Annotated in this window: 22 protein-coding genes; 4 read left to right on the top strand and 18 right to left on the bottom strand. The window is 43.8% G+C overall.

Annotated features, from left to right (window positions below):
• Window positions 1-57 precede the first annotated feature (57 nt).
• The gene (gene trmB, locus HMPREF9624_RS04430; protein ID WP_009429879.1) at window positions 58-777 is read left to right on the top strand and encodes a tRNA (guanosine(46)-N7)-methyltransferase TrmB; all 720 of its coding nucleotides are present in this window, start codon (window positions 58-60) and stop codon (window positions 775-777) included.
• A gap of 5 nt (window positions 778-782) precedes the next feature.
• The gene (locus HMPREF9624_RS04435; protein ID WP_009536708.1) at window positions 783-1535 is read left to right on the top strand and encodes a hypothetical protein; all 753 of its coding nucleotides are present in this window, start codon (window positions 783-785) and stop codon (window positions 1533-1535) included.
• A gap of 56 nt (window positions 1536-1591) precedes the next feature.
• Here HMPREF9624_RS04435 and HMPREF9624_RS04440 read toward each other — a convergent pair whose 3' ends face one another.
• The 6 genes from HMPREF9624_RS04440 to HMPREF9624_RS04465 all read right to left on the bottom strand — a co-directional run bounded on the left by HMPREF9624_RS04440 (window position 1592) and on the right by HMPREF9624_RS04465 (window position 8844).
• Window positions 1592-2185, bottom strand: coding sequence for a TIGR01440 family protein (locus tag HMPREF9624_RS04440; RefSeq protein ID WP_036594743.1), 594 nt, complete (start codon window positions 2183-2185; stop codon window positions 1592-1594).
• Window positions 2186-2289: 104 nt separating this feature from the next.
• Entirely contained in the window at window positions 2290-4182 is a 1893-nt protein-coding gene (locus HMPREF9624_RS04445) for a glycoside hydrolase family 2 protein (RefSeq protein WP_009536710.1), read from the bottom strand.
• 11 nt (window positions 4183-4193) lie between these two features.
• Window positions 4194-5201 (bottom strand): ABC transporter permease, encoded by a 1008-nt coding sequence (locus HMPREF9624_RS04450; RefSeq protein WP_009536711.1) that lies wholly within the window; start codon window positions 5199-5201, stop codon window positions 4194-4196.
• Window positions 5202-5203: 2 nt separating this feature from the next.
• Window positions 5204-6151 (bottom strand): ABC transporter permease, encoded by a 948-nt coding sequence (locus HMPREF9624_RS04455; RefSeq protein WP_009536712.1) that lies wholly within the window; start codon window positions 6149-6151, stop codon window positions 5204-5206.
• A complete protein-coding gene (locus tag HMPREF9624_RS04460; protein WP_009536713.1) occupies window positions 6138-7658 on the bottom strand; it encodes a sugar ABC transporter ATP-binding protein in 1521 nt (506 codons plus the stop codon). The genes HMPREF9624_RS04455 and HMPREF9624_RS04460 overlap by 14 nt, the downstream gene beginning before the upstream one ends.
• A 136-nt stretch (window positions 7659-7794) precedes the next feature.
• Entirely contained in the window at window positions 7795-8844 is a 1050-nt protein-coding gene (locus tag HMPREF9624_RS04465) for an ABC transporter substrate-binding protein (protein WP_009536714.1), read from the bottom strand.
• Between the two features lie 467 nt (window positions 8845-9311).
• On the opposite strand from HMPREF9624_RS04465, the gene HMPREF9624_RS04470 reads away from it, so the two are divergent.
• Window positions 9312-11537, top strand: coding sequence for a methyl-accepting chemotaxis protein (locus tag HMPREF9624_RS04470; protein ID WP_009536715.1), 2226 nt, complete (start codon window positions 9312-9314; stop codon window positions 11535-11537).
• 109 nt (window positions 11538-11646) lie between these two features.
• On the opposite strand, the gene lgt is transcribed toward HMPREF9624_RS04470, so the two are convergent.
• From lgt to HMPREF9624_RS04505, 7 genes are all read right to left on the bottom strand, one after another.
• The gene (gene lgt / locus HMPREF9624_RS04475; protein ID WP_009536716.1) at window positions 11647-12582 is read right to left on the bottom strand and encodes a prolipoprotein diacylglyceryl transferase; all 936 of its coding nucleotides are present in this window, start codon (window positions 12580-12582) and stop codon (window positions 11647-11649) included.
• A 10-nt stretch (window positions 12583-12592) separates the two neighbouring features.
• Complete coding sequence (gene ligA, locus HMPREF9624_RS04480) at window positions 12593-14584, bottom strand: NAD-dependent DNA ligase LigA (protein WP_009536717.1); 1992 nt, start codon at window positions 14582-14584, stop codon at window positions 12593-12595.
• A 136-nt stretch (window positions 14585-14720) separates the two neighbouring features.
• Window positions 14721-15443 carry a pseudouridine synthase gene (locus HMPREF9624_RS04485; protein ID WP_009536718.1) on the bottom strand — a complete coding sequence of 241 codons (723 nt, stop codon included), beginning with the start codon at window positions 15441-15443 and terminating at the stop codon, window positions 14721-14723.
• A 13-nt stretch (window positions 15444-15456) separates the two neighbouring features.
• Window positions 15457-15636 (bottom strand): hypothetical protein, encoded by a 180-nt coding sequence (locus tag HMPREF9624_RS04490; RefSeq protein ID WP_009536719.1) that lies wholly within the window; start codon window positions 15634-15636, stop codon window positions 15457-15459.
• Between the two features lie 74 nt (window positions 15637-15710).
• Window positions 15711-16736 carry a tRNA preQ1(34) S-adenosylmethionine ribosyltransferase-isomerase QueA gene (gene queA / locus HMPREF9624_RS04495; RefSeq protein WP_009536720.1) on the bottom strand — a complete coding sequence of 342 codons (1026 nt, stop codon included), beginning with the start codon at window positions 16734-16736 and terminating at the stop codon, window positions 15711-15713.
• A 108-nt stretch (window positions 16737-16844) separates the two neighbouring features.
• Window positions 16845-17876: a hypothetical protein gene (locus HMPREF9624_RS04500; protein ID WP_009536721.1), complete on the bottom strand. Its 1032-nt coding sequence runs from the start codon at window positions 17874-17876 to the stop codon at window positions 16845-16847.
• A 212-nt stretch (window positions 17877-18088) separates the two neighbouring features.
• Window positions 18089-18556 carry a prolyl-tRNA synthetase associated domain-containing protein gene (locus tag HMPREF9624_RS04505; protein ID WP_009536722.1) on the bottom strand — a complete coding sequence of 156 codons (468 nt, stop codon included), beginning with the start codon at window positions 18554-18556 and terminating at the stop codon, window positions 18089-18091.
• A 444-nt stretch (window positions 18557-19000) separates the two neighbouring features.
• Here HMPREF9624_RS04505 and ahpC point away from each other — a divergent pair, with 444 nt between their 5' ends.
• Window positions 19001-19564: an alkyl hydroperoxide reductase subunit C gene (ahpC, locus tag HMPREF9624_RS04510; RefSeq protein ID WP_007157979.1), complete on the top strand. Its 564-nt coding sequence runs from the start codon at window positions 19001-19003 to the stop codon at window positions 19562-19564.
• Between the two features lie 239 nt (window positions 19565-19803).
• Here ahpC and HMPREF9624_RS04515 read toward each other — a convergent pair whose 3' ends face one another.
• The 5 genes from HMPREF9624_RS04515 to rpsL all read right to left on the bottom strand — a co-directional run bounded on the left by HMPREF9624_RS04515 (window position 19804) and on the right by rpsL (window position 25068).
• On the bottom strand, window positions 19804-20292 hold the full coding sequence (locus HMPREF9624_RS04515; RefSeq protein WP_009536723.1) for a prolyl-tRNA synthetase associated domain-containing protein: 489 nt from the start codon (window positions 20290-20292) through the stop codon (window positions 19804-19806).
• A 214-nt stretch (window positions 20293-20506) separates the two neighbouring features.
• Window positions 20507-21700 (bottom strand): elongation factor Tu, encoded by a 1194-nt coding sequence (gene tuf, locus HMPREF9624_RS04520; RefSeq protein ID WP_009429065.1) that lies wholly within the window; start codon window positions 21698-21700, stop codon window positions 20507-20509.
• 156 nt (window positions 21701-21856) lie between these two features.
• Window positions 21857-23974 carry an elongation factor G gene (fusA, locus tag HMPREF9624_RS04525; protein WP_009536724.1) on the bottom strand — a complete coding sequence of 706 codons (2118 nt, stop codon included), beginning with the start codon at window positions 23972-23974 and terminating at the stop codon, window positions 21857-21859.
• Window positions 23975-23988: 14 nt separating this feature from the next.
• The gene (rpsG, locus tag HMPREF9624_RS04530) at window positions 23989-24459 is read right to left on the bottom strand and encodes a 30S ribosomal protein S7 (RefSeq protein WP_009428151.1); all 471 of its coding nucleotides are present in this window, start codon (window positions 24457-24459) and stop codon (window positions 23989-23991) included.
• 186 nt (window positions 24460-24645) lie between these two features.
• Window positions 24646-25068 (bottom strand): 30S ribosomal protein S12, encoded by a 423-nt coding sequence (rpsL, locus tag HMPREF9624_RS04535; RefSeq protein ID WP_009429099.1) that lies wholly within the window; start codon window positions 25066-25068, stop codon window positions 24646-24648.
• Window positions 25069-25179: the final 111 nt, after the last annotated feature.

Here is a 25179-nt window from a genome sequence, read left to right on the forward strand (position 1 = left end):
TACTAGTACGATAAGTTGAGAAAAAATGAACCGCATACTTTTGGAATAAGGAGATTTATGAGATTAAGACATATTACCGGTTCGGAGGAATTCGTCTCCGACTCCCCCTTTGTGATTCAGAATCCGGAGGCATTAAAAGGACATTTTTCCGAAAAACTCTTTTCCAACGAAAATCCGCACGCTACGCAAACGATACTCGTTAAGAATAAGAGGCCGCTTTGCCTGGAAATCGGTATGGGAAAGGGAAAATTTATTTTTGAAATGGCAAAACGAAATCCTGAACGGAACTTCATCGGCATTGAGCGGTATGACAGTGTGCTCTTTAAGGCCATAAAAAGGCGGGAAAAGGAAGAAGAGGCCGGAACGGTCTTGAAAAATCTCTACTATATGAGCATGGATGCAAGATTTCTTTCGGAGGTTTTTTCTGCCGGGGAGGTCGATACGATTTACTTGAACTTTTCCGATCCCTGGCCGAAAAAGAGACAGGCCAATCGAAGACTCACAAGTCCGGTGTTTTTAAAACTCTATGAGCAAGTTCTTTCCGGGGACGGACATATTGAATTTAAGACGGATAACCGGGATTTATTCGATTATTCTTTGGAGAGCTTTCAGGAAAATGGCTGGGACATCCTCGCAAAAAGTTTTGACCTCCATCATGACGAAACTCTTTCCGAGGGAAATATTATGACAGAGTATGAAGAAAAGTTCTCCGCCAAGGGAAACCCGATTTGCAAGTGTATAGCAAAGAAAAATAAGACAAGAGAAAAGGCAGAGTAAAACAGATGGAAAAAGGGATTTCCTTTCACAGTATTTATTATCGCTATTTTACCTTTATCTTCGCCCTTCTCATTCTATTTTTTTATGTTGTCGGAAAGAGACAGGGCTTTGACAGCTTAGATGTGGATCTTTCGGTTGTCAAACGAGATACCGCACGCTTTGCGTGCGATACTCGTTATGAACTAAAGTTAAGCCCGGGGGAGTTTGCCCTCTACGGAAACGGCATCCTGCTCCTCGTCTCTCTCCCTTTTTATTTTTATAAAAAACTGAAGGTGGGAAGAGAAGGGATTTATCTCCCTTCTATTAAACTTTTCGTGCCCTGGGAAGAAATCAATGCGGTAAGCCATGTCTGGATTTCCGAAGCATGCCTCGTTAAAAAAGGAGGCGTCTTTCTTTATAACCGAAAATCCATCGTTTTCTATCGAAAAGAAAAGAAGCCAATCTGCGTTTATAACATCTCGCTTCTTTCCCTCTATGCCGTAAAATATTATCGACCGGAAATGCCCACAAATCTGTCCTTTGCAAGTCCGGCCACCTTATTCAATATTGGCCTAAACGCTATCTTTCTCTTGGAAGGCTACCTCTTTTATTTCCGGGGTCTGCAATTGAAATCTTTTATCCTATGGATACTTTGCTACTTTTTTAAAGTATTCCTTCTTCCAATATGGATGCTGAAAAGAGAGAACCGCATCCATAGAAGTGACCTCCAGCATGACAGCTTACTAAGCGGAAATCGATCTGACGCGATTCATATCTAGGTTAGCGAGAGCGTGCCCCTATTTCCCTATCTATGTAATGCAATCACAGAAAAACCCTAGAGTAAGTTTTCATCATATACCGCTCTGCTTCCTCCCACAAACTTCGGTCTGACTCTTGCCGCGGTAAGATGGGCGGAGCCGAGCGTATTTTTGCTTAAGCGAAGCGGAACCGCCACCTCCTTTAAATGCATTCCTATAAAAGTATCTCCGATATCGATTCCGCCGTCTGCACGAACTTTTTCCAGAGCAACGGGGTTCGCAAAGTTCTCGTATGCCACTGTTGAGAAGGAGCCTCCTGCCTTTTCTTTCGGAATCACGTTCACAAGATGGGGCATAAGGCCATGTGCCAAAGCGGCCTCTTTATCCGTTATAATGGCACGGTTCAAATGTTCACAGCACTGGGTGCAGAGAAAAAGATCCGACTCATTTGCAGCTCGGTAAATTCCCCGAAATAAAGCTTCGGCCGTGGAATAACTCGATGCCGTTCCGATTTTTTCGCCCAAAACCTCCGAAGTGGAACAGCCTACCACAAAAAGCTGCCCCTTCTTCAATTTTGCCTTTTCTATAAATTCACCGGTAAGGAGGTAAACCTCTTCCTCCAAGGAATGAAGGTCTATTCCTTCCGCCAGAGCATTTTCCGTATGTACCATTTCCTGTTCTACAGCTTGCTTATTCTCTCCATCCACAATTCTTCCCGTTCCTTTCCATCTTATTTTCTTTAACCAATCTTGTTGCTGCGAGGTCTTTTTCCGCCTTAGAAGCAGGAATGATACGCCTCCATCAGTTTTTTATTCAGCTTTTTGAGTATCTCCTTCGTAAGCTTATCCACCTTTCGATCATAACTCATCAGTCCGTTAATTTCCTCCTCAATGTCCGAGGTCTGCGTATAAATTGCCGCACTTAAGCCTTTTTCCACATTGGGGAAGATGTCCCTCTCCCACAGTTTTTCATAGGCCGCCGTTACTTCTTCCTCCGAAGAAAAGAATTTATAGCCGAACTCTTTCTTGCTCCACAAGTGCTCTTTTAGCGGAAAAGCATACCCTCCGAACTCCGTAAGTGCCACGACTCTGTTCTTCTCGGGCTTAATCTTTAAAGCATAACGGTAATTATGAATAGAAAAGAGATCCCCTCCCCCTTGATCGAACCATCCACAGGCCTCATTAATCAGCCTTGTCTTATCCCATTTTCGAAGTTTTTCGGTGGCAACACGCGCATCAAACTGTCCCCATCCCTCATTAAAGGGCGTCCAAAGTACAATGGAGGGGTGGTTGTACAGTTCTTCCACCATTTCCTCCAAGTCCTTATAATACTGCTCTCTTCCCGCCTGGTCCTGCCTTGCAAAGAGTTTATAGTGACTGTCCTTGATTTTTCTGGCACCCTTATCCCAAACATTCGGAAAATCCGTCACAAAGAAATGATTGTAGGTCCCGCCTCCGCACGGCATATCCTGCCAAACAAAAATCCCCTCTCTGTCACAGTGGTAATAAAAACGATCCGGCTCAACTTTCATGTGTTTCCGAATGGTATTGAAGCCAAAGGACTTGGTCTTACGGATGTCGTAAAGTAATGCCTCATCGGAAGGAGCCGTCATTAAGCTCTCAGGCCAATAACCCTGATCCAAAAGGCCGGTAAAAAGGGTTGGCTTATTGTTTAAGAAGAAGCGCAAGATCCCCTTTTTATCTCTCCCGAGAGAAAGCTTGCGAAACGCAAAATACGATTCCACGCTGTCCTCTCCATACTGAAATTGGACCGGATATAAATAGGGTTCTTCCGTACTCCAAGGCTTTATTAGGGCAAGTTTACAGAAAAATTCCTCTCCCGGCCTTGCTTCTCCTTCATAGAGTAAATGCATTCCTTCCGTATGAATGGGCTTTTCTTCCGCTTCCTTTACAGGGTCGGCACCTTTCTCCCCTTCTTTTGTTTTTGAAGCAAAAATCTGCGGCTCAAAAATCCGAACATGCACACTTTCTTCGATTTTCTCCTCTTCTGCAGGGGAATTTACCGCAAAGGAAAAACGAACTCCCTCCTCATCCAAATCCGCTGTCATCTTCGCATACCTTAAATAATTTTTCGGTACTTTCTCAAGCCAAACGGACTTCCAGATTCCACTTTGTCCGGTATAGAAAATAGAAGAATAACGACAGTTTTTCTTCCACCTTTGCTTTCCTCTGGCATGGGGAACCGTCTCGCTTCCATCTGTTCCTCTCACCAGTAAAAGATTACTTTCCTCCGTGCACTGTTCGGAAATATCCATGCTGAAGCCGGTATATCCTCCCTTATGCTCTCCTACCTTTTCTCCATTTACAAAGACCTCGCATTCCTGGTCAACCGCACCGAAATGCAGAAGGAGCCTTTCCTTTTCGGGTTGAAAAGCAGAAACAAAGTTCTTTCTGTATTCAAAGACTTCATCGGGATTCAGCATTCGTCCCACTCCGGAAAGCTCCGTTTCCGGAGAAAAGGGAACGAGAATCTTTCCGCGAAAAACTTCCTTCCTATCTTCTTTTTGCACTACACGATAAATCCATTCTCCGTTTAAGCTTTGCATCGCAGCTCTCTTAAACTGAGGACGAGGATGCTCCGGGAGAGGATTTTCTCTATTCAGTTTTTCTCCAAACACGGAAGACAATTTGTTTCTTAACTCGCTCATTTCCGTCTCTCCTACTTCTTTTGATGGAAAATTTCCGACTGCATTGCTACAGACAGAATAACCAAAATGCCCATGATAATAGACTGCCAATGCACGGATATGGAGGATGGCAGGTAAGTGAACAGGGTATTAATAATATAATAAATCAAAATACCGAAAAAAGTTCCTGAAAATTTTCCCTGCCCGCCGCTAAGCTGGATGCCTCCGATTGCACACATGGCAATCGCATAGGTTTCATAGAGATTTCCGGCACTCAATGTAGCACTCCCGCTGCTGGATGTCAAAAAGACACCGGATAGAGCGGCAATAAAACCGGACAGAAAGAAAGCTATGCTCTTGATTTTCTTCACCTGAATTCCCATAAGCTTTGCAGCTTCTTCATTTCCGCCGCTGGCATAAAGTCGCATCCCGAATTTTGTATTTTCCGCCAAATAACGACAAAGAAAGAAAAAGGCAAAGAAGAATACAATCAGGACGGATATACCGCCCGTAACGCCGGGAATAAGATTGGAAAAAAGCTTTGCCTTGGCAAAGAGCAGAACCGGATCTTTAATGGCAACAGACTTTTTTGCTAATATTTGTACCATTCCTCTTAAAGCAAAGAGCATCGAAAGAGAGGCAATCCAGGAAGAAATTCGCATTTTGCAGACCAGGAATGAAATCATTGCTCCGGTAAGGACACCGACCATGATTCCGGCAAAAATTCCAAGAAATGGATTCACCTCCCCTACGAGTCCCATTACTACTCCGCTTAAGGCGAACACCGCTCCCACGGAAAGGTCGATTTCCCCGCTCAAAATAACGAACGTCATTCCCAAAGCCAAGAGCCCTCCGTTTTTAGACGCCTTCAAAAGAATGTTCATTGCATTTTCCAAGGAAAGAAAATGTTTATCCCGAAAAATCAAGCCGCTTAAAATACAAAGAAGCAGAAAGGCCAGGAAGGTCTTATTTAATGCCATTTTCTTAAAAACCGCTTTATCCGTTCGAACAGCGGACAAAGCCTTACTCTCTTTTTCCATCCCTAGCTCCTTTCCCTTTGAATGTAAACGGCAAAAACAATAATCATGGCCTTTACCACCTGTGCATACTGATCCGGAATATTGTTCATAACACAGGTCAACGTGATACACTGCATAATCATTGCTCCCAGCACTGTGCCAAGCACTCTTGCTCTTCCTCCGCTCATCGGGGTACCACCAATAACTACCGCCGCAATGGCATCCAGCTCTGCCAGTTGACCCAGCGAACTTCCGGCAGCAACAGAAACTTTGGCAGCTTGCATGATTCCCGCTATAGCCGCAAAAAAGCCACTTAAGCCATAGACGAAGACAAATACCCTGTTCGTATGGATTCCCACCAGATTACTGGATTTGATGCTGTCTCCTACCGCCTGAATTTGAACACCCAAAGTTGTTTTCTTAATCAGAATCCAGATCAAAAGCACGGAAATGAAAATGGGAAGCAGCTGCACAGGAATAAGATTAAAAAACTTAAGCGTACCAAAGTCGGAAAGCAGCTCTCCTCTCTCTCCTAAGGTATTAAAATAAATGTCTCTTCCGTCACAAAGTACCTGTGCCGCACCGCGAACACCGAGCATCAGCCCGAGGGTAATGACCATGGCCTGCAATTTCAATTTTCCAACCATGATTCCCGTGAACATTCCGATAAGGACCGCAAAACCTATACCGAGAAGAATTCCCGGGAAGATGCCGATCCTTTCCATACATTTCGCCATAACAACACCGGATAAAGCCATGAGAGACCCTACGGAGATATCAATTCCTCCCGTTGATATGACCAAAGTCATTCCCATCCCGCAAAGAATGGTAGGGCAAAGCTGCGTAATGGAGTTCTGCAAGGTTCCGAGTCTGAAAAAATTCGGTGTGAATATACTGTTAAAAAGCAAAAGACCCGCCAAAAAAAGTAAGGAGGCATAATCAGAGAAACGACTGTTTTTACTTTGCTTCATCCTCTTCTCCCTCCTTTGCATCTTCCGCAATCAGCGTCATGATGGAATCTTCAAAAATGGCATCTCCTTCTATCTCGCCCCTGACTTTTCCGTCTCGAAGTACTACCACTCTGTGACAGTTTCTCGCAAGCTCACTCAGCTCCGAGGAAATCATCAAGACGGAAATGCCTTCCGCGGATAAGCCCTGTATCAACTTCTCTATCTCTTCCTTTGCACCGACATCAATTCCTCTGGTCGGTTCATCCAGAATCATCAGCTTCGGATTCATACACATCCAACGTGCCAGCAAGACTTTTTGCTGGTTTCCTCCGCTCAGATTGCGAATCTTTTGCGCAAGGGAAGGCGTTTTAATATTGAAAAGTTCCACATAGCGTTTAGCCAGTTCTTTCTGCTTTTTAAAGTCGATGAAACCATGTTTCTGCAACTTTGGAAGCATGGCAATCGTCATATTTTCTTCTACGGAAAGATTCGGCAGTATCCCCTCCGTCTTCCGGTCTTCGGTGCAAAATCCCATTCCTTTTTCAATAGACTTGGATGGATTTCTCCGGAAATAGGCTTCGTCCATCCAAAAAACCTCTCCTTCCCCTGCCTTCTCCGTTCCGAAAAGCAGTTCGGCAAGCTCCGTCCTTCCCGATCCGAGAAGACCGGCGAGCCCCAGGATTTCTCCTTTTCTGATGGAAAGGTTTACTCCGGAAAGGCGCATGGCAAGCTTGGCATTCTTAACGGACAGCAATGTCTCCGCATCGGAAAAGCTTTTTTTATCCTCTCGTTCTCTCTCTTTCCATTCCTTTCCTATCATAAGAGATATGAGCTTATACTGATCTATATCCTGCACTGCATAACGTCCCACCGTTTCTCCGTCTCGGAAAATGGTCAAATTATCGCAGATTTCATACACTTCATCCAATTTATGACTGATAAATAAAACACTGATTTTCTTTTCTTTCAGTTGTCGAATAATGCGAAATAATACCCTCACCTCAGTTTGATCCAAGGAGGACGTCGGCTCATCCATAATCACAAGACGTGCCTTGGAACGCACAGCCCGGGCTATCGCCACCATTTGCTGAATTGCCGTAGAATAATGATTCAGACTTTTCGTCACATCAATCTCCAGCCCCAAGTCCGACAGCGCCTTTTCAGCCTCATCCTGCATTGCTTTTCTATCCAGGAAAAAGGCATTTTTTTTCAGTTCTCTTCCCAAAAACATATTCTCGTAAACGGTCTGATACGGAATCAGGTTTAATTCCTGGTAAATAGTCGAAATCCCGATTTCTCCCGCCTCGGCAGGAGACTTACAATGGATTTCCTCCCCTGCAAAATAAATTTTCCCCTGATCTCTTCCGTATACTCCCGTCAATACCTTAATCAATGTGGACTTTCCGGCTCCGTTTTCTCCCATCAGAGCATGAACCTCGCCCTCTTCCACCTCAAGGCTTATTCCTTTTAGCGCTTTGACTCCGGGAAAGGATTTTTCCACCCCTTCCATCCTTAACAGCACGCTCATTTCCCCTCCTTACCATCCAATATTTCTTGGAAACTTCGGCGTTTTTTGCTGAAAAAAAGACTGTGAAAGAGCGGAAAACTACGGCTCAAAAAGCACGAAGACATAATTTTCTTCTTTCACAGCCCCAAATACTTCTTTAGAATCCTAAGTCAACCTGTACATTCTCTTTTGTGTACAGGGTATCTTCATTGGTAATGTTTTCCGGAACGGTATCACCCTTAGCAATCTTTCCGATGGTCTCCACAACAATCGGTCCGAAATAAGGAGAACAGGTGCAGGAAGCCAGCTGTCTTCCGGCTTCAATATCCTTAAATGCCGCCTTTGTTCCATCAATTCCCAGAATCAGAATGTCCTTACCGGGAGTCAGTCCGGCTGCTTCGATTGCCTTCATGGCACCCTGCGCCATATCATCGGTAACACAGTAAACCGCATTAATATTCTCTCCCCCCTGAGCCTGGAGTATATTTTCCATAACGGCCTGTGCCTTATCCATAAGCCATTGTCCGTCCTGCTCGGCAACTACCTTGAACTTGGAAGAATCCAGGGTATTTACAAAGCCGTCCTGTCTATCTGTGGAGGTGGAAGAATCATAACCGCCGTTGATGATTACAACGTTTCCGCCGTCCGGTAAAGCAGTCTCCAAAGCCTTGGCGCACTGCTCTCCCTCCCAAACAAAGTCGGAACGGATGGAAGTTGTAAAATACTTTCCCGCTTCTCCGTCAATGGCACGGTCAACGAGAATAACCGGAATCTTTGCCTCCATAGCCTCTTCCAGGGCACTCTGCAAACCATTGTTCTCTAAAGGAGCAACCACCAGATAATCCACTTTTGCGGCAACCAGGTCACGAATATCGGATTCCTGTGTAGCAATATCTCCTCCGGCATCCTTGACTACCAGCTTTCCGCCGGCTTCCTCTACTGCCTTCTTAATGCTGTCCGTCTCTGTTGTTCTCCATGCGGACATGCTGTCGGTCTGTGCAAAGCCAACTGTTTTTCCCTCCAGAGATACCGCTTCACCCGCATCGGTCTTTTCACCCGCTTTTTCCGTCTCTGCAGCTTCCTTTGCCTCGCTTCCGGCCTCTGTTTGCGCCGCCTTTGTCTCTGTGCCCTTGGCGCTTCCGCCACCGCAGGCCATAAGAGATGCTGCCATAATAGCGGACAAGGCAACACTGAGCATTTTCTTCATAATCTTCCTCCTTTTTTCTTGTGCGAAAATATTCTCAAATAAAGAACTCTTTTTCTACTCAATTTGTGAGATTCCTCTCGCACTTCTTTTGTTCATTTGGCAAAACAGCATAAAAACTTTACCAATTTCTTCATCTATATAGATGATTGCAACAAGCACAGTATAGCATAGTTTCCATATTTTTATCTATCATTTTCCTTCCCTTTTTCAAATGAAATACCGCAGGCTTCACGAGCAAAACTCGTTGAAAATACGATGTTATATCTAAAATACACGGTATTCGTTATAGATCAAAATTTTTCTTCTATTTATTGCATTCTGCTCTATTTTTTTCTTATAGGAAAACAAAATAGGTCGATGAATGCTCTAGGTATCTTTTATAGATAAAAGATAAATGTATTCTTATTCTATGGAGTATCTTTGGAGAAGAAGATTACTCTACGTAAAAAGCAAGGAAGGATTTCTGTATGAAAACGAAGGATTCGAAAAAAGCGGCAAGACAAAAGGAGGCAAAGGGGCTCAGTTTAAGTACCCGTTTGTCTATCACCCTGGGTCTATTGGGATTTCTCATTATACTCGGATTAAGCTACTTTATTGTTGACCTGGGAAGCCAATCCACGAAAAAAAATCTAGATAAAAACATGGATGACCTGCTCACTTTAACAGGAGAAAAAACCGAGGATATTCTTGGTGAAATCACGACTCTCTCCGGTAGCATGAAAGAATCAATCAGCTTTGTATGGGGACAAAAGGATGAAATCGGCGGAGTTCCGGCAAATCCTTGGAAAATCAATGAGAAAAAAGACAATCAATTGATTCCGGAGCAGATTACACCGATGTCCGGTACGACTTTTCGCTCTCGTATCTTAGACCGAGAAGTGCCCGCGAGCCGATACAATGCGGAAGTTGTGATGATGAACTCCATGTATTCCACCCTCAAAAGTAACCCCAATATTACAGGTGTTGGATATTTCTTTGAAGCAAACAAAGTAATCGACGGTGTAAAAGACTACGGTCCCTATACAACCTTTAAAAGTGTAGAAACCAGAGACATCATCAACTATCCATTTGATTACTACAAAGATAAAAGCTATTACACCACTGCAAAGAGCACACAGAAACCGACCCTCACAGTTGCCTATACCTTGGATGAGGATCCCAGTAAAACCGTGATTTCCATTTGTGATCCCATTATTGCCGACAATGACTTTAAAGGGGTTATCACGATTGAGATGGATTTAGCCTCTTTTGATGCTTTAAAGCATGAGGATTCCCGTTTCCCCAGTCTTTTCACTTCCGTAATAGACAGTGACGGAAACTTTATGTATGTCTCCAACGAAAGTTTAAAGGGAAAGAACCTCACAGATGCCGTAACAAAAGAAGATTTTTCTGCAATCAGCGAAAAAATGAAGGAAGGTAATCCCTTCCACATGACAGTCATCAATAGCTCCGGTGTGAAAAGACGCGTTTATCTCGCTCCTACGGAGTTTGGAAATACCACCTGGTGGAGTCTTATGAGTATTGCGGACAGCGACTATCAGCAAGTAACCCGCAGGTTAATTACCTTAGCACTGCTCATTGGTTTATCCGGTACCGTCATTCTTATCGTAGCAACCTACCTTCTGGTCAAGAAAACCTTGAATCCGCTTAAGATGATTGCCCAAGTCGGAGACCAGCTTGCAAGCGGTAATCTGAACGTGGAAGTAAAATATGACAAGAAGGACGAAATCGGACATCTGGCAGACTCCTTTAAAAATGTCACGACAAGGATAAAGGCAATCATTCTGGAACTGAATGAAAAGCTCAGCGCCATTTCTCAGGGAAATTTCCGTGTGGATTTGTCCAATGAAGAAAACTATCCCGGAGACTATAAGCCTCTGCTTCATTCCTTACGAGATATTACAAAAGATTTATCCCATACCATGACGGAAATTAAAAATTCCGCAGAGGAAGTCAATTCCGGAGCGGAGCAGGTTTCCAACAGTGCACAGGCACTTTCTCAAGGTGCTACGGAACAGGCTTCTTCCATAGAAGAGCTTGGTGCTACAATGAACGATATTTCCGAAAAGATTAAGGGAACTGCCGAACAATCCTTAAAAGCAAATAAGCTAAGTCGGGAATCTGTAGAAGCTGTAGAAATCAGTAATAAGAAGATGGAAGAAATGTCCGTTGCCATGCAGGAAATCACGGACAAATCCAATGAAATCAGTAAGATCATTAAGACTATTGATGACATTGCCTTCCAGACCAACATTCTTTCCTTAAATGCCGCAATTGAGGCAGCACGTGCCGGAGCAGCCGGAAAGGGCTTTGCGGTGGTTGCGGATGAAGTCGGAAATCTTGCACAGAAATCCGCTAAAGCCGCACAAAATACCAGCTCTTTAATCGCGGAAACCATTGATGCGGTAGAAAGAGGAGCGCAAATCAGTAATGAAACTGCAGAGTCCATGGAACTGGTTAAGACCAAGGCTAAGGATATTACGGAAATTATTGAAAAAATCAGCAGTGCCTCCGAAGCGCAGGCAGCCGGCATTAAACAACTAACCATCGGTGCAGACCAGATTTCTTCCGTTGTACAAACCAACTCCGCAACCGCTGAAGAGTCAGCAGCTGCATCGGAAGAGCTTTCCGGACAGGCAAACATTATGAATGAACTGGTATCCAGGTTCCAAGTAATAGAAAATGAAGGCTAATAAGATATTAAGCCAGCTCACGTCACGATAGATATTTAAGGGGCTGTGAAAAATCAAAATGATTTTTCACAGCCCCTTTTTTTCTATTGACGATTATTCTATTCCTTCCCTATCCTCTTCTATTCCTTTCCTCGCTGCTTTTCCTATTTTCGTCGCTGTATTTCTTTCCCCTCTGTATTTCCTCGTACTTCACTCTTTTCAGAAAAAGATACTGCAGGACAATACTCACAATAACAAGGACAAGAGAAAGTGCCTGGGAAACCGCAATTCCCGTACCGAAAAGCATCAAAGAGTCTGCACGAAGCCCCTCGATAAAGAAGCGTCCCAAGCCGTAAAGCCCTAAGTAAAGGAAGAAAATCTGCCCCTTAAACTTCTTTCTTCTCGAAAACCATAGGAGAAAGAAGAAAACACAAAGGTCCCATACACTCTCATACAGGAAGGTGGGATGCACCTGCACATAGCTGATTCCATCTATATTTTGCAGATGAGCCGCCACATTATCATTGATCATCAAAGGATTCACAATCGCTTCCTTTATCCGCATGGCAAAGAGAGAGTTTGTATAGCCTCCGAAGGCCTCCGCATTAAAGAAGTTTCCCCAGCGTCCCATAGCCTGTCCGAGAATAAGTCCCAGTACACCGGCATCCGCCATAGGAAAGAAATCCAGCTTCTTTTTCTTACAAAAAACAATACAGGTCGCAATTGCAGTAAGAACTCCTCCGTAAATCGCAAGTCCCCCCTGCCGGATATTTGGAATCTCCATAAGATGCTGAGAATAATAGTCCCATTCAAAGATGACATAGTAAATTCTTGCCCCAATTACCCCTAAAATGATAACAAATAGCGCGAAATCCTGGATATCATCCGCCTTATACCCGCATCTCACATACTCTTTACTTGCCACAAGCATCCCAAGCAACATTCCGCAGCCGATAATGATTCCATAAAAGGCAATGGTAAAACCGAAGGGGCTGATGTGGTTTACGAGATGTTTGATGCCAATCTGCAGATGCGGAAAATATAAATCATAGCCTTGAAAATTCATTTGTACTCCTCTATTCGCCTTGTAAGAGCTTTAAGAAATCCTCCTCCGAAAGAATCGGAATGCCGAGTTCCTGTGCTTTCTTATTCTTGCTGCTGGTAGAATTCTTGTCATTGTTAATTAGATAAGAAGTATTTTTCGAAACGGAAGAAGCGGTGCTTGCCCCAGCCTTTCGAATCTCCTCCTCCAGCTCCTTTCGATTTTGAAAATGGTTTAAAGAGCCCGTAATTACAAAAACCTTGCCGGAAAGTGCAGTATTTTCCGCTCTCTCCTCCTTATGGAGATGCAGTATGGATAAGAGTTTCCGGAAAAGCCTGCAATTTTCTTCTTCTTTAAAATAACGGACAATGCTTTCTCCCAGTATTGGTCCTATCCCTTTGATGGACACAACCTCGCTGAGCTCTGCTCGGGAAAGTGCCTCCGCATCATCATGAAAGGCTTCCGAAAGGACTCTCGCATTACTTGCTCCGATTCCCCCGATTCCTAAACCGTAAAGGAGCCTCGCAAGGCTCGTTTCCCTTGCTTTCTCCGCATTTTCAATAAGCTTATCATAGGACTTCTGTCCGAAGCCCTCCATAGCGATAATCTCCTCCTTATGCTCTTTTAAGGAAAATAAATCCGGAAATTCCTGAATAAATCCCTTTCCGATAAATTTCTCCAAAGTCATTTCGGAAAGTCCCTCAATATTTAAGGCGTCACGACTTACAAAAAGAGCAAATTGCTTAATCCGCTTTGCCGGACAATGGGGATTTTCACAGTAAAGCATCTTTGCTTCCTTATCCTGTACAATCTTCGTTTCCTCGTGACAGGCAGGACAATGCTCCGGAATCGGGAGCTGCCCCGACTTCGTGAGATTCTCCCCAATCTGCGGGATAATCATATTGGCCTTATAAACCGTAATTTCATCTCCGATTCCGAGCTTCAAGTCTTCCAGGTAGCTGATATTGTGAAGGCTCGCCCTGCTCACCACGGTCCCCTCCAGCTCGACCGGGTCAAATATCGCCACGGGATTGATAAGACCGGTTCTGCTGGGTGACCATTCCACCTCACGAAGAATGGTCTTTTCTTCCTCATCCTCCCATTTAAAAGCAAGGGCATTTCGAGGGAACTTGGCCGTAGTCCCGAGACTCTTTCCGTAGCTTATATCGTCCATAAGGAGTACCAGACCGTCGGAGGGAAAATCATTTTTCTTGACCTGTTCGGAAAAGTCCGAAACAGCCCCGGGAAGCTCCTCTTTGTTTACCGTCCTGCGTCCCACAACCTGAAAGCCCTGTTGCTCTAAAAATTCGAATTCCGCTTCATGACTGTTATGAAAGTCGGGAAGCCCTCCACTCTCACGAGAGGACCTGTCCTCTCCCTCCTCTACCGATACAAGCGTAAAGGGGAAAAAATATACTCTTCTTTCCCAGGTGATTTTCGGGTCCAGTTGCCGAACGGAACCGGAGCAAAGATTCCTTGGATTCTTATATTTTGCCCCTTCTTCCGGAATTTCTTCATTGATTTTTGCGAAATCGGAATAGCGAATCAACGCTTCTCCGCGAAGAACCAGCCTTCCTTTAAAGGGAATCCGTAAAGGAAGATTCCGAAAACGTTTTGCATTTTCCGTAACAATTTCTCCGATTCTGCCATTTCCGCGGGTAACCGCTTTGACAAGCTCTCCCTTCTCATAAGTTATCACAACCGTAAGACCGTCGAGTTTCCAGGAAAGAATCCCCTTCTGCTCCCCGAGAAAGCTTTGTAAAGTCTCTACGGACTTTGTTTTATCAAGAGAAAGCATTGGGCTCGCATGCTCCTCCTTCGGAAGGGCCGTAGCTACGCTGTATCCGACATTTTGCGTGGGACTTGCAGACAGGACAATTCCTGTCTCTTCCTCAAGACGCACCAGTTCATCGTAGGCTTTGTCATATTCCAGGTTGGAAATAATCTCTTTTCCTTCCTGGTAATACGCCTTCCCCGCCTGATTTAAAAGCTCGACAAGCTCCTCTATCCGTTTTCTCTTATCCATAGTTTCTCTTTCTGTTTTTAAAGTTATAGGATGAATACCTTACTCTTACTTACTCTTTCTTGCTCTTTTTTACGCTTCCTTATCCTTTTTCACATGTCCTTTTCATCATTCTCTCATTATAAAAGCAGGGTAGCATTTACTTAAGCCCCAGCTCTTCTTTCCGAATCTCCCGATATTCTCCGGGCTTTAGCCCGTCCACAGTCAGATTCATGATGCGTACCCTTTTTAAACGTTTTACCCTGTATCCGAGCGTCTCACACATTCTCCGAATCTGACGATTAAGCCCCTCTGTTAAAATGATATGAAACTGCCTCTTTCTCTGCATAACCGGAATATTTTCCTCCTGAAAAACTACACAGGGCTTCGTCGTTCTATCCAGCTCCTTAAGATAGACACCTTCTCGCATTTCCCGCAGGAAATGCTTTGTGATATCCTCTTCCACTGTCACGATATATTCCTTCTCTTTTTCGCTCCTGGACTTGTTGATTTGATTAACCAGCTCGCCTTGATTGGTAAGAAGGAGGAGCCCTTCGGAATCCTTATCGAGCCGTCCGATCGGGTAAATACGCTCGGGATAATGGATATCCTCTATGACATTTTTCCCTCTGTCCTTCTCTCCTGTCGTGCAAATCACTCCGCGCGGCTTGTAATAGGCAAGAAGAACCTCTTTCGGCTTTTCCCGCTTCTCTCCTTGTCCGGAAATGAACTTTCCGTCCATTTCTATATCTTCTTCTCCGCTGATTTCCTGCCCAAGACTTGCTGCCTCTCCGTTCACCTTAATTTTCCCTTCGGAAATTAAACGGTCCGCCTCTCTTCTTGAGCAAATCCCCATGGAGGATAGCCATTTATTGATTCGCATATTTCTCTCCAATTTACTCTTGTTTGTTTGGAACTATAGCAACTTTCTGTCCTAGCGGTAGTTCCTTCTCGTTTCCGACTTGGATACGCTTCCCCATCAGAGCGACTCTCAAATCGCTCTTTGCAATTTTTTCTTCGGTATAGAACTCTTTTTCAAAATCATCCCAAGATCGCCCTATTGCATTATTATTCATGCTAAGCTCCTCTCTTTTACATAGGAATACAGACGTTGCCGGAGAGATTCTGTTTACAAAACACGAAAACTCGGTTAGTTAATCAGCATGGCATCGCCAAAACTGAAGAATCTGTACCTTTCCCTTACCGCCTCCTGATAGGCATGCAAAACATTTTCCCGCGTAGAAAAGGCGGACACCAACATAATGAGTGTCGACTCCGGCAAATGAAAGTTCGTAATAAGCCCGTCCATGACTTTAAAACGATAGCCCGGATAGATAAAAATATCCGTCCATGCACTTCCCGGATGGAGAACGCCGTTCTCATCGGCATTCGATTCAATTGTCCTGCAGGAGGTTGTTCCCGTGCAGATAATTCTTCCACCGGCTTTCTTCGTGCTGTTGATTAAGTCTGCGGTTTCTTTATCGATGATATAGAGCTCCGAGTGCATGTGATGTTTTTCCACGTCTTCCACCTTCACTGGGCGAAAGGTCCCGAGTCCCACATGGAGCGTGACATAGGCAATTTTTATGCCCTTCTCCTGCACCTTTTCAAGAAGCCCCTTTGTCCAGTGAAGTCCCGCAGTCGGTGCCGCTGCTGAGCCCTCTTCCTTTGCATAGACGGTATTGTATCTTGTCTTATCTTCTAACTGCTTTGTGATATAAGGGGGAAGCGGCATTTCGCCAAGTTTATCCAAGATTTCTTCGAAAATGCCCTCAAAATGGAACTCTACAACTCGATTCCCGTCTTCCTTACACTCGATAACCGTTCCCGATAGCAAATTCTCCGCAAAGATAATTTCAGCACCGACACGGAGCTTCTTTCCCGGCCTTACAATGCATTCCCAACTCTTATCCGTGAGCCTTGTGAGGAGCAGAACTTCCACATGTGCTCCGGTTTCCGTCTTTACACCGTGTAAGCGCGCAGGAATGACCTTCGTATTGTTTAAAACCAGACAATCCCCTTCTCTAAGATAGGAAAGCACATCTTCAAAATGCTTATGTTCTATCTTACCGCTTTTTCTATCCATCACAAGAAGCCGGGAAGCCGAACGCTTCAATAAGGGATCCTGCGCAATCAGCTCCTCCGGTAAATCATAATAAAAATCTTTGGTATTCATCTTATCTCTTTCCGCTCCCTACTCTTCTTCTAAATTTCTATATTTAAAAATCACTGAAAGCAAGTCGCATTTTCTACTCTCCTCTTGCGGTTTCCGCTATAGCTGTTTCTACGCTCCTCCCGAGGTTTCCGTTGCCGCTGTTCCTGCACTCGTCTCAATCACCGCAGTTTCGCTACTTTCCGATGCAGCATTTTGCTCACTACCCTCACTTTCGGTCGAAAGTGATGATGTTCCATCGCTTTCACTGCTACTTTCACTTTCCGATACGGTCGGTCCATTCTCATCCATTTCAATAAGAGAAACTTCCGAATCAATGGATGCCTGGTCTTCCTTGTAAATTCTTCCGGTCTGAAACGCATCATAAAGCACGGCAAGGCGAGAGTCGGACGACAAAGCTTCCAAGAGTTGAGAATCCACTGCATTAATCAGGTCTTTTACCTCTTGATGCGTCTGTATGTAATCATATACAAACTTTGTCTGCTCCGGTGTCTTATTTTCAACTAATTCAAAGGCATTGGCTTCATTAACCTTAATATAACAATACATAATCGCCGGTGCAGCTGTCTTTGCTCTTCTAAAGCGGACCTTATATTGTAAAAATACAAGTTTCTCATTCTCTCCGATTCCCGGGACGGCATAGGTTTTGATATCCTCATACGCTTCAATATAACCGGACTGGGTTTTCAATTGGGCCTTTAGCTTATTCGTTTGCTCTGTACTTTGATTGGTGACACCACTCAAACGATACAGAGTCTCTACGTCTGCAGTAAGCTTTGCCTGAAAATATTCTCGGAAAAATTTTTCCAAAACATCATCGTTGTATTCTTTCAGGGAATCATCCTTTTTTTCTTCCTCTAAATTGGAAGGGCTTTGCATCTCTGAAGCAGATGCTATTATTTTATTCTTTGGTGTAAGAGGAACTCCCAAGCCTAATGCTTCCAGAAATTTGATGAGAAGAATCAACACAATGATTAGTACCGGAATAAGCATGATTTTCCTATCTTCATTGTGTTCTCTCTTATTTCTTTTATTACGTAAGATACGCTGACTTTGATTCCTTTTTTTTAATATTATTTTTTGCTCGGACTTCTTTGACAGAAGCTTTGCCACATCATCTAAATTATCTACAATCTTCCCCATATAGCTATCCTTTTCTCGTTCTATTAACTGTTCTATATTACCTTATTTTAGGGAAAAAATATAGATATCCGACTTACACTTTCCTATCATGAATATGAATATCCTTTATTTTTCTGGAAGCATGATTCAATATTGATTTTGTTAAGAACACAAAAAAGGCAGTAGAGTTTTACCTCTCTGCCTTTTATTCTTGAAAATCTGAAGAAATCTCATTACAATAACACAATTTTCGCCGGATGATCTATTTTTTCCAGAAAAGAATATAAGTCCGGGCTCTTTATGAAGATTGTTTTTTCATTCGTGTTCGGATGAAAACTCATTCTTTCCTCCTCCGCAATATCCTTATCCACAAAGACCTCCACATCCTTATCCTTGTTGTTTAAAAGACCGAAAGGAGATACAACTCCGGGCTGTAGTCCCAACTTCTCATACAACATCTCTTCCGAAGCCATTTTCAGCTGGCGGTCATCCACTAAGTCTTTAAAGGCACTCATATCCAAGCGCTTATCTTCATCCATAATTAACAAATAAAATTTAGTCTTCTTTTTATTCATTAAAAATAAGGTCTTAGTTCTAACCCCCGGAATACCCTCTATCGCTCTGTTGGCATCCTCCATCGTAAAGGCAGCTTCGTGTTCTACAAGTTGCACCTCGATAATCTGCTCCTGCAATTTTTCCATGACTTCCTTAAATCTTTGTATTTAACTCACCCGCCCTTTCTAATATTTCTTTTTATTCTTTCATTGTACCATAGAATGCAGAAAGCATAATGTCAAGAAAACGTCCGATATGGCTATGATTCTTAAAAAAGATGTTATTACTTCTTTATTCTCTGTATGACAGTTCCCTAAAGGTATGGCATACTTCGTAAGCAATATTCATTAAAAAACAAGACCAAGGAATATTTTCCTTCGCCATGTTCAAAGTTTATTTATTTAATACTATCAAATTATGATTTCTCGACTTTATATTTAAAAAATAAAAGAGCAACAGCAAAAATAAAAAGTCGGCTGTATTTTTGCATTGACAATGATAGAATACCCCTATAGAATAATGATAATAATTATTGTTTTAAAACTTCTGTTACTTATTAGTAGTAACAGCTTATAGAAAAAGGAGGTAGTATGTCATTATTAAACAAGGAAGTGGAGGATTTTTCCGTTAACGCTTACCACAAGGACAGCTTTTGCACTGTGGAGAAGAAGGACATTTTAGGAAAGTGGTCTGTATTCTTTTTCTATCCCGCGGATTTTAGCTTTGTTTGTCCTACAGAGCTGGAAGATTTGCAGAACAAGTATGCGGAGTTTCAGAAGATTGGTTGTGAAATCTATTCCGTATCTACCGATACCCATTTCGTGCATAAGGCTTGGCACGATGCATCTTCCAAGATTGGAAAATTAAGCTTTCCGATGCTCTCCGATCCCAGCCATAGCCTTTCCAAGGCCTTTGAAGTATTTCCGGAGAACGGAAGCCTTGCAGAAAGAGGAAGTTTCATTGTGAATCCGGAAGGAAAGATTGTAACCTATGAAGTAAGTGCCGGAAATATCGGAAGAAATGCGGATGAGCTTCTTCGTAAGGTTCAGGCCTGCCAGTTTGTAGCTGAGCATGGCAATGAAGTTTGCCCTGCAAGATGGACACCGGGAGAAAAGACCTTAAAGCCCGGAATTGACTTAGTTGGAAAGATATAATAAAGAATTGAATCAAGAGATTTTCCCATTCGCAATTCTGTGTTAGAATTCTGCGAATGGGATTTTTTATTCTTAACGAGTATCCTACGGGTAGCGTGCAATCTCTCGTCTGCTATGAACTTCTTCATGTAGGGGAATATTGTAAAATGTAGGGTGAGATTATAAATCTTCTGAAATAGAGTTTTAAAAATGAATTCTTACTTCCAGATTTTAAATCAGCAATAAATGGTTCTAAAAACCTATAGCAATACTGTTTTTGCAGGATGTCCGATATGCTCCAAAAACGGATATAAATCCACTGTCTTGATAAAGACGGTTTTCTCGTTTGTATTCGGATGAAAACTCATTCTTTCTTCTTCCGCAATATCCTTATCAATATACACTTCCACATCGCCGTCCTTGTTATTCAATAGTCCGAAGGGGGATACCCCACCGGGCTGCAAACCTAATTTCTCATAGAGCATCTCCTCAGAAGCCATTTTCAGCTGGCGGTCATCCACCAAATCTTTAAAGGCACTCATGTCCAAACGCTTATCTTCATCCATAATTAACAAATAAAATTTAGTCTTCTTTTTATTCATTAAAAATAAGGTCTTGGTTCTAACTCCCGGAATACCCTCTATCGCTCTGTCGGCATCCTCCATTGTAAAGGCAGCTTCGTGTTCTACAAGTTGCACCTCGATATTCTGTTCCTGTAATGTTTCCATAACTTCCTTAAATCCATTCATACAGTTCTCCTCCTTGCGTAATCCCTTATCCGGGCTACAAATGAAAGCCAAAGAGTCCAATAGCAAATCACTGATTTTATTGAATATTTTTTTACTTCCGTACAGCATATTTATTTTATTGTAGCACAAATAGATTTACAATCCCATATTTCCCTTGCAGACAAAAAAATGCTGCTTGCAAAGCAAGCAGCATTTTGAAAAAGTCTATATAGAATTACTCAAGAATCTTAACAACTCTTCCGGAACCTACAGTTCTTCCACCCTCACGGATAGCGAAACGAAGTCCCTCTTCCATAGCGATCGGATGAATCAAATCAACTTCCATCTCAGTGTTATCGCCGGGCATAACCATCTCTACACCATCCGGTAACATGCAGACACCGGTAACGTCAGTTGTTCTGAAATAGAACTGCGGACGATAGTTTGTGAAGAAAGGAGTATGACGTCCACCTTCATCCTTTGTTAATACGTAAACCTGAGCGGTAAACTTCTTGTGGCACTTTACAGAACCCGGCTTACAAATAACCTGTCCTCTTTCAATCTGATCACGGTTGATACCACGAAGAAGAAGACCAACGTTATCACCTGCCATAGCCTCATCAAGCTGCTTACGGAACATCTCAATTCCGGTAATAACAGACTTCTGAGTCTCTTCATTGATACCAACGATTTCAACTTCATCGGATACATGAAGAACACCACGCTCTACTCTACCTGTAGCAACGGTTCCACGACCTGTAATAGTGAAGATATCCTCAACAGGCATAAGGAACGGCTTATCAGTCTCACGAGCAGGCTCAGGAATATAGCTGTCTACTGCATCCATAAGTTCCATGATCTTATCGCCCCACTCGGACTTCGGATCCTCAAGAGCCTTTAATGCGGAACCCTTGATTACAGGGATGTCATCTCCCGGGAACTCATACTCGGAAAGAAGCTCTCTAACTTCCATCTCAACGAGCTCAAGAAGCTCAGGATCGTCAACCATGTCACACTTGTTCAGGAATACAACGATAGCAGGAACACCTACCTGACGAGCAAGAAGAATATGCTCTCTTGTCTGTGCCATAACACCATCGGTAGCAGCTACTACAAGGATAGCACCATCCATCTGAGCAGCACCGGTGATCATGTTCTTAACATAGTCAGCGTGGCCCGGGCAGTCAACGTGAGCATAGTGTCTCTTCTCTGTCTCATACTCAACGTGAGCGGTGTTGATGGTAATTCCTCTTTCTCTCTCTTCCGGAGCTTTATCGATATTAGCAAAATCAGTTGCTGTGTTACCAGCTACACGATCAGCAAGAACCTTGGTAATTGCAGCTGTAAGAGTTGTCTTACCGTGGTCAACGTGTCCGATAGTTCCGATGTTACAGTGTGGTTTGGTTCGCTCAAAATGCGCTTTTGCCATTTCAATACCCTCCTAATAAATGTAATACAACAAAAATCATGCCAAGCACCGACGCATGCATAGCATGCGAATTGCAGTACATCCCAAGTTCTTGAAAAAGGAACCCAGTGTTCATGATTTTATCATCAGTTTATGCATTAAGCAAGCGATTTCGCTTTACTTCTTTGCGTCCGCAAGGACCTTCTCCTGAATGTTCTTCGGGCACTTCTCGTATCTTTCGAAGAACATGGAGTAGTTTGCTCTACCCTGCGTCTTGGAACGAAGATCGGTTGCATAGCCGAACATCTCTGCCAGAGGAACATAAGCGTTAATTTGCTTTCCGGACGGGATATCCTCCATGCTGTCAATCTTACCTCTACGAGAGTTTACATCTCCGATAACATTACCCATGTACTCTTCCGGTGTCGTAATCTCGACCTTCATAATCGGCTCAAGAAGAATCGGATCCGCCTTCTGCATCGCATTCTTGAATGCAATGGAACCGGCAAACTCAAAGGCACGCTCGTTGGAGTCGACTTCGTGGTACGATCCATCGTAAACGTTTACACTGACGCCGAGAACCGGGAAACCTGCAAGGACACCGGAGTTGGCAGCCTCACGAATACCCTTTTCAATAGCAGGGATATATTCCTTCGGAATCGAACCGCCGACAACCGTAGACTGGAACTTGAAAGTCTCTTCCGCGTTCGCATCCATCGGCTCAAACTTAACCTTACAGTGTCCGTACATACCCGAACCGCCGGACTGGTGGATATACTTTCCTTCTACATCTACCGGCTTAGTAAAGGTCTCTTTGTAAGCAACCTCCGGTGCACCTACATTTGCCTCTACCTTAAACTCACGAAGAAGACGGTCTACGATAATCTCAAGGTGCAACTCTCCCATTCCGGAGATAATGGTCTGTCCTGTTTCCTCGTTGGTTCTTACACGGAATGTGGGATCCTCTTCCGCAAGCTTAGCCAGAGCATCACTCATCTTTCCCTGAGAAACCTTCGTCTTCGGCTCAATAGCCACAGAGATAACAGGCTCCGGGAACTCCATGGATTCCAGAATAATCGGATGCTGCTCGTCGCAGATGGTATCACCGGTAGAAGTAAGCTTAAAACCTACTGCTGCGGCAATATCACCGGAGAACACTTCATCCAGTTCCTGACGCTTGTTTGCGTGCATCTGTAAGAGACGTCCAACTCTTTCCTTCTTGTTCTTCGTAGAATTCAATACATAAGAACCGGTCTTTAGTGTTCCGGAATATACACGGAAATAAGCGAGCTTTCCTACGAAGGGGTCCGTCATAATCTTAAATGCGAGTGCCGCAAACGGTGCAGAGTCGGAAGACGGTCTGCTATCCGGTTCTCCGTCCATGTCGGTACCCTGAATATCCGGGATATCGGTCGGAGCCGGTAAGAAGTCGATAACCGCATCCAGAAGCTTCTGAACACCTTTGTTACGATATGCAGTACCGCAAAGGCAGGGAATTGCGTTTCCTTCGATGGTTCCCTTACGAAGCGCCTTCTTCAGTTCCTCCTCGGTCGGTGTCTCTCCTTCGAGATACTTCTCCATAAGGTCGTCATCGAGTTCAGAGATGCCTTCTACGAGCTTTTCTCTATACTCTTCTGCAAGATCCTTGTACTCATCAGGTACATCGGTAATCTCAATTACCTCGCCCTTATCATCCTTATAGAAGTAAGCTCTCATCTCGAAGAGATCGATTACTCCTACAAAGGTATCTTCTCTTCCCATCGGAACCTGGGTAATGATACAGTTCTTGCCCAAACGATCCACAATGGTCTGTACGGAGTGGAAGAAATCCGCTCCCACTACATCCATCTTATTGATAAAAGCGATACGCGGTACATGATAGGTGTCCGCCTGACGCCATACGTTCTCAGACTGCGGCTCAACTCCGCTCTTCGCATCAAAGACACCTACTGCGCCGTCCAGTACACGGAGAGAACGCTCCACTTCTACTGTGAAATCTACGTGTCCCGGGGTATCAATGATGTTGATTCTATACTCCGGTGCACCCGGAATCTTCTTGTGTTCTTTCTCCGGTGTCCAGTGGCAGGTCGTTGCGGCAGAGGTAATCGTGATACCTCTTTCCTGCTCCTGTGCCATCCAGTCCATGGTAGCACTACCTTCGTGTGTCTCACCGATCTTATGATTTACACCGGTGTAAAAGAGGATACGCTCTGTAAGAGTAGTCTTTCCAGCGTCGATATGCGCCATAATACCAATATTTCTTGTATGCTCAAGGGAATACTGTCTTTCAGCCAATGTCTTTCCTCCTATTAGAATCTGTAATGAGCAAACGCCTTATTAGCCTCAGCCATTCTATGCATTTCCTCTTTACGCTTTACTGCAGCACCCGTATTGTTTGCCGCATCCATAATTTCATTTGCAAGTCTCTCAGCCTGTGTCTTCTCAGAACGCTTTCTGGAGAACTCTGTCAGCCAACGAAGAGCCAAAGTCTGGCGTCTTTCCGGCTTTACTTCCATAGGTACCTGATAAGTTGCTCCTCCAACTCTCTTTGCCTTTACTTCAAGTACAGGCATGATGTTGTTCATAGCCTCATCAAATACTTCCAGTGCATCTTTCTCCGCCTTAGCGGTTACTCGCTCAAATGCACCATAAACGATTTTTTGTGCTACGCCCTTTTTTCCATCCAACATGATGGAGTTTACCAGCTTTGTTACAAGCTTGGAATTGTAAATCGGGTCTGCAAGCACGTCTCTGTGTAGAGTATGTCCTTTACGTGGCACGTTACTTCCCTCCTTAAATATTGCATTTAGATCTACGGTACTCTCTTTCGGTTTAATCCGTTTGAGTTCATGCGGAATTGGACACATCTACTTTATTGAAAAGAAATTGTGACCAAATGCTTCCGTCATAACCATGTCTAAACCATGTTTTACGCTGTCGTTTGTACGACGCGCTCCTTCAACTACTTAAGCCTTCTTTGCTTTGGGCTTCTTTGCACCGTACTTGGAACGAGCCTGCATACGGTTTGCTACGCCTGCGGTATCCAGTGTTCCACGGATGATATGGTATCTTGTACCGGGTAAATCCTTAACACGGCCACCACGAATCATAACAACGGAGTGCTCCTGAAGATTGTGTCCTTCTCCGGGAATGTAAGATGTAACTTCGATTCCGTTGGAAAGACGAACTCTGGCGATCTTACGAAGAGCTGAGTTCGGCTTCTTCGGTGTAGCAGTCTTAACTGCTGTACATACACCTCGCTTCTGTGGAGCGCTGTTCGTAGTTGCTCTCTTCTTTAAGGAGTTGAATCCTTTCTGAAGAGCAGGGGCTGTAGACTTCTTCTTGGAAGTTTCTCTGCCCTTTCTAACGAGCTGGTTAAATGTTGGCATTTTGGTCTCCTTTCCTATATTTTTTCTCCTTCTTATGTGACCACCCTGCTTATAGGTATACATAAAGAAAGACGAGCTTTTTGCTCGCCAGAACACTATAGGCTAGTTGAG

Origin of the sequence: Oribacterium asaccharolyticum ACB7 (assembly GCF_000238075.1) — a bacterium.
In the GTDB taxonomy this organism is placed as follows: Bacteria; Bacillota; Clostridia; order Lachnospirales; family Lachnospiraceae; genus Oribacterium; species Oribacterium asaccharolyticum.

What these genes read in the sequence shown, in the direction of transcription:
- HMPREF9624_RS04455 (WP_009536712.1), bottom strand. Translation starts at nt 6,151, where the DNA reads ATGAAGCAAAGTAAAAACAGTCGTTTCTCTGATTATGCCTCCTTACTT.
- HMPREF9624_RS04445 (WP_009536710.1), bottom strand. Translation starts at nt 4,182, where the DNA reads ATGAGCGAGTTAAGAAACAAATTGTCTTCCGTGTTTGGAGAAAAACTG.
- HMPREF9624_RS04500 (WP_009536721.1), bottom strand. Translation starts at nt 17,876, where the DNA reads ATGGGGAAGATTGTAGATAATTTAGATGATGTGGCAAAGCTTCTGTCA.
- HMPREF9624_RS04465 (WP_009536714.1), bottom strand. Translation starts at nt 8,844, where the DNA reads ATGAAGAAAATGCTCAGTGTTGCCTTGTCCGCTATTATGGCAGCATCT.
- HMPREF9624_RS04450 (WP_009536711.1), bottom strand. Translation starts at nt 5,201, where the DNA reads ATGGAAAAAGAGAGTAAGGCTTTGTCCGCTGTTCGAACGGATAAAGCG.
- tuf (WP_009429065.1), bottom strand. Translation starts at nt 21,700, where the DNA reads ATGGCAAAAGCGCATTTTGAGCGAACCAAACCACACTGTAACATCGGA.
- HMPREF9624_RS04505 (WP_009536722.1), bottom strand. Translation starts at nt 18,556, where the DNA reads ATGGAAAAATTGCAGGAGCAGATTATCGAGGTGCAACTTGTAGAACAC.
- HMPREF9624_RS04515 (WP_009536723.1), bottom strand. Translation starts at nt 20,292, where the DNA reads ATGAATGGATTTAAGGAAGTTATGGAAACATTACAGGAACAGAATATC.
- HMPREF9624_RS04490 (WP_009536719.1), bottom strand. Translation starts at nt 15,636, where the DNA reads ATGAATAATAATGCAATAGGGCGATCTTGGGATGATTTTGAAAAAGAG.
- queA (WP_009536720.1), bottom strand. Translation starts at nt 16,736, where the DNA reads ATGAATACCAAAGATTTTTATTATGATTTACCGGAGGAGCTGATTGCG.
- HMPREF9624_RS04440 (WP_036594743.1), bottom strand. Translation starts at nt 2,185, where the DNA reads ATGGTACATACGGAAAATGCTCTGGCGGAAGGAATAGACCTTCATTCC.
- HMPREF9624_RS04485 (WP_009536718.1), bottom strand. Translation starts at nt 15,443, where the DNA reads ATGCGAATCAATAAATGGCTATCCTCCATGGGGATTTGCTCAAGAAGA.
- HMPREF9624_RS04460 (WP_009536713.1), bottom strand. Translation starts at nt 7,658, where the DNA reads ATGAGCGTGCTGTTAAGGATGGAAGGGGTGGAAAAATCCTTTCCCGGA.
- trmB (WP_009429879.1), top strand. Translation starts at nt 58, where the DNA reads ATGAGATTAAGACATATTACCGGTTCGGAGGAATTCGTCTCCGACTCC.
- lgt (WP_009536716.1), bottom strand. Translation starts at nt 12,582, where the DNA reads ATGAATTTTCAAGGCTATGATTTATATTTTCCGCATCTGCAGATTGGC.
- HMPREF9624_RS04470 (WP_009536715.1), top strand. Translation starts at nt 9,312, where the DNA reads ATGAAAACGAAGGATTCGAAAAAAGCGGCAAGACAAAAGGAGGCAAAG.
- HMPREF9624_RS04435 (WP_009536708.1), top strand. Translation starts at nt 783, where the DNA reads ATGGAAAAAGGGATTTCCTTTCACAGTATTTATTATCGCTATTTTACC.
- ahpC (WP_007157979.1), top strand. Translation starts at nt 19,001, where the DNA reads ATGTCATTATTAAACAAGGAAGTGGAGGATTTTTCCGTTAACGCTTAC.
- rpsL (WP_009429099.1), bottom strand. Translation starts at nt 25,068, where the DNA reads ATGCCAACATTTAACCAGCTCGTTAGAAAGGGCAGAGAAACTTCCAAG.
- ligA (WP_009536717.1), bottom strand. Translation starts at nt 14,584, where the DNA reads ATGGATAAGAGAAAACGGATAGAGGAGCTTGTCGAGCTTTTAAATCAG.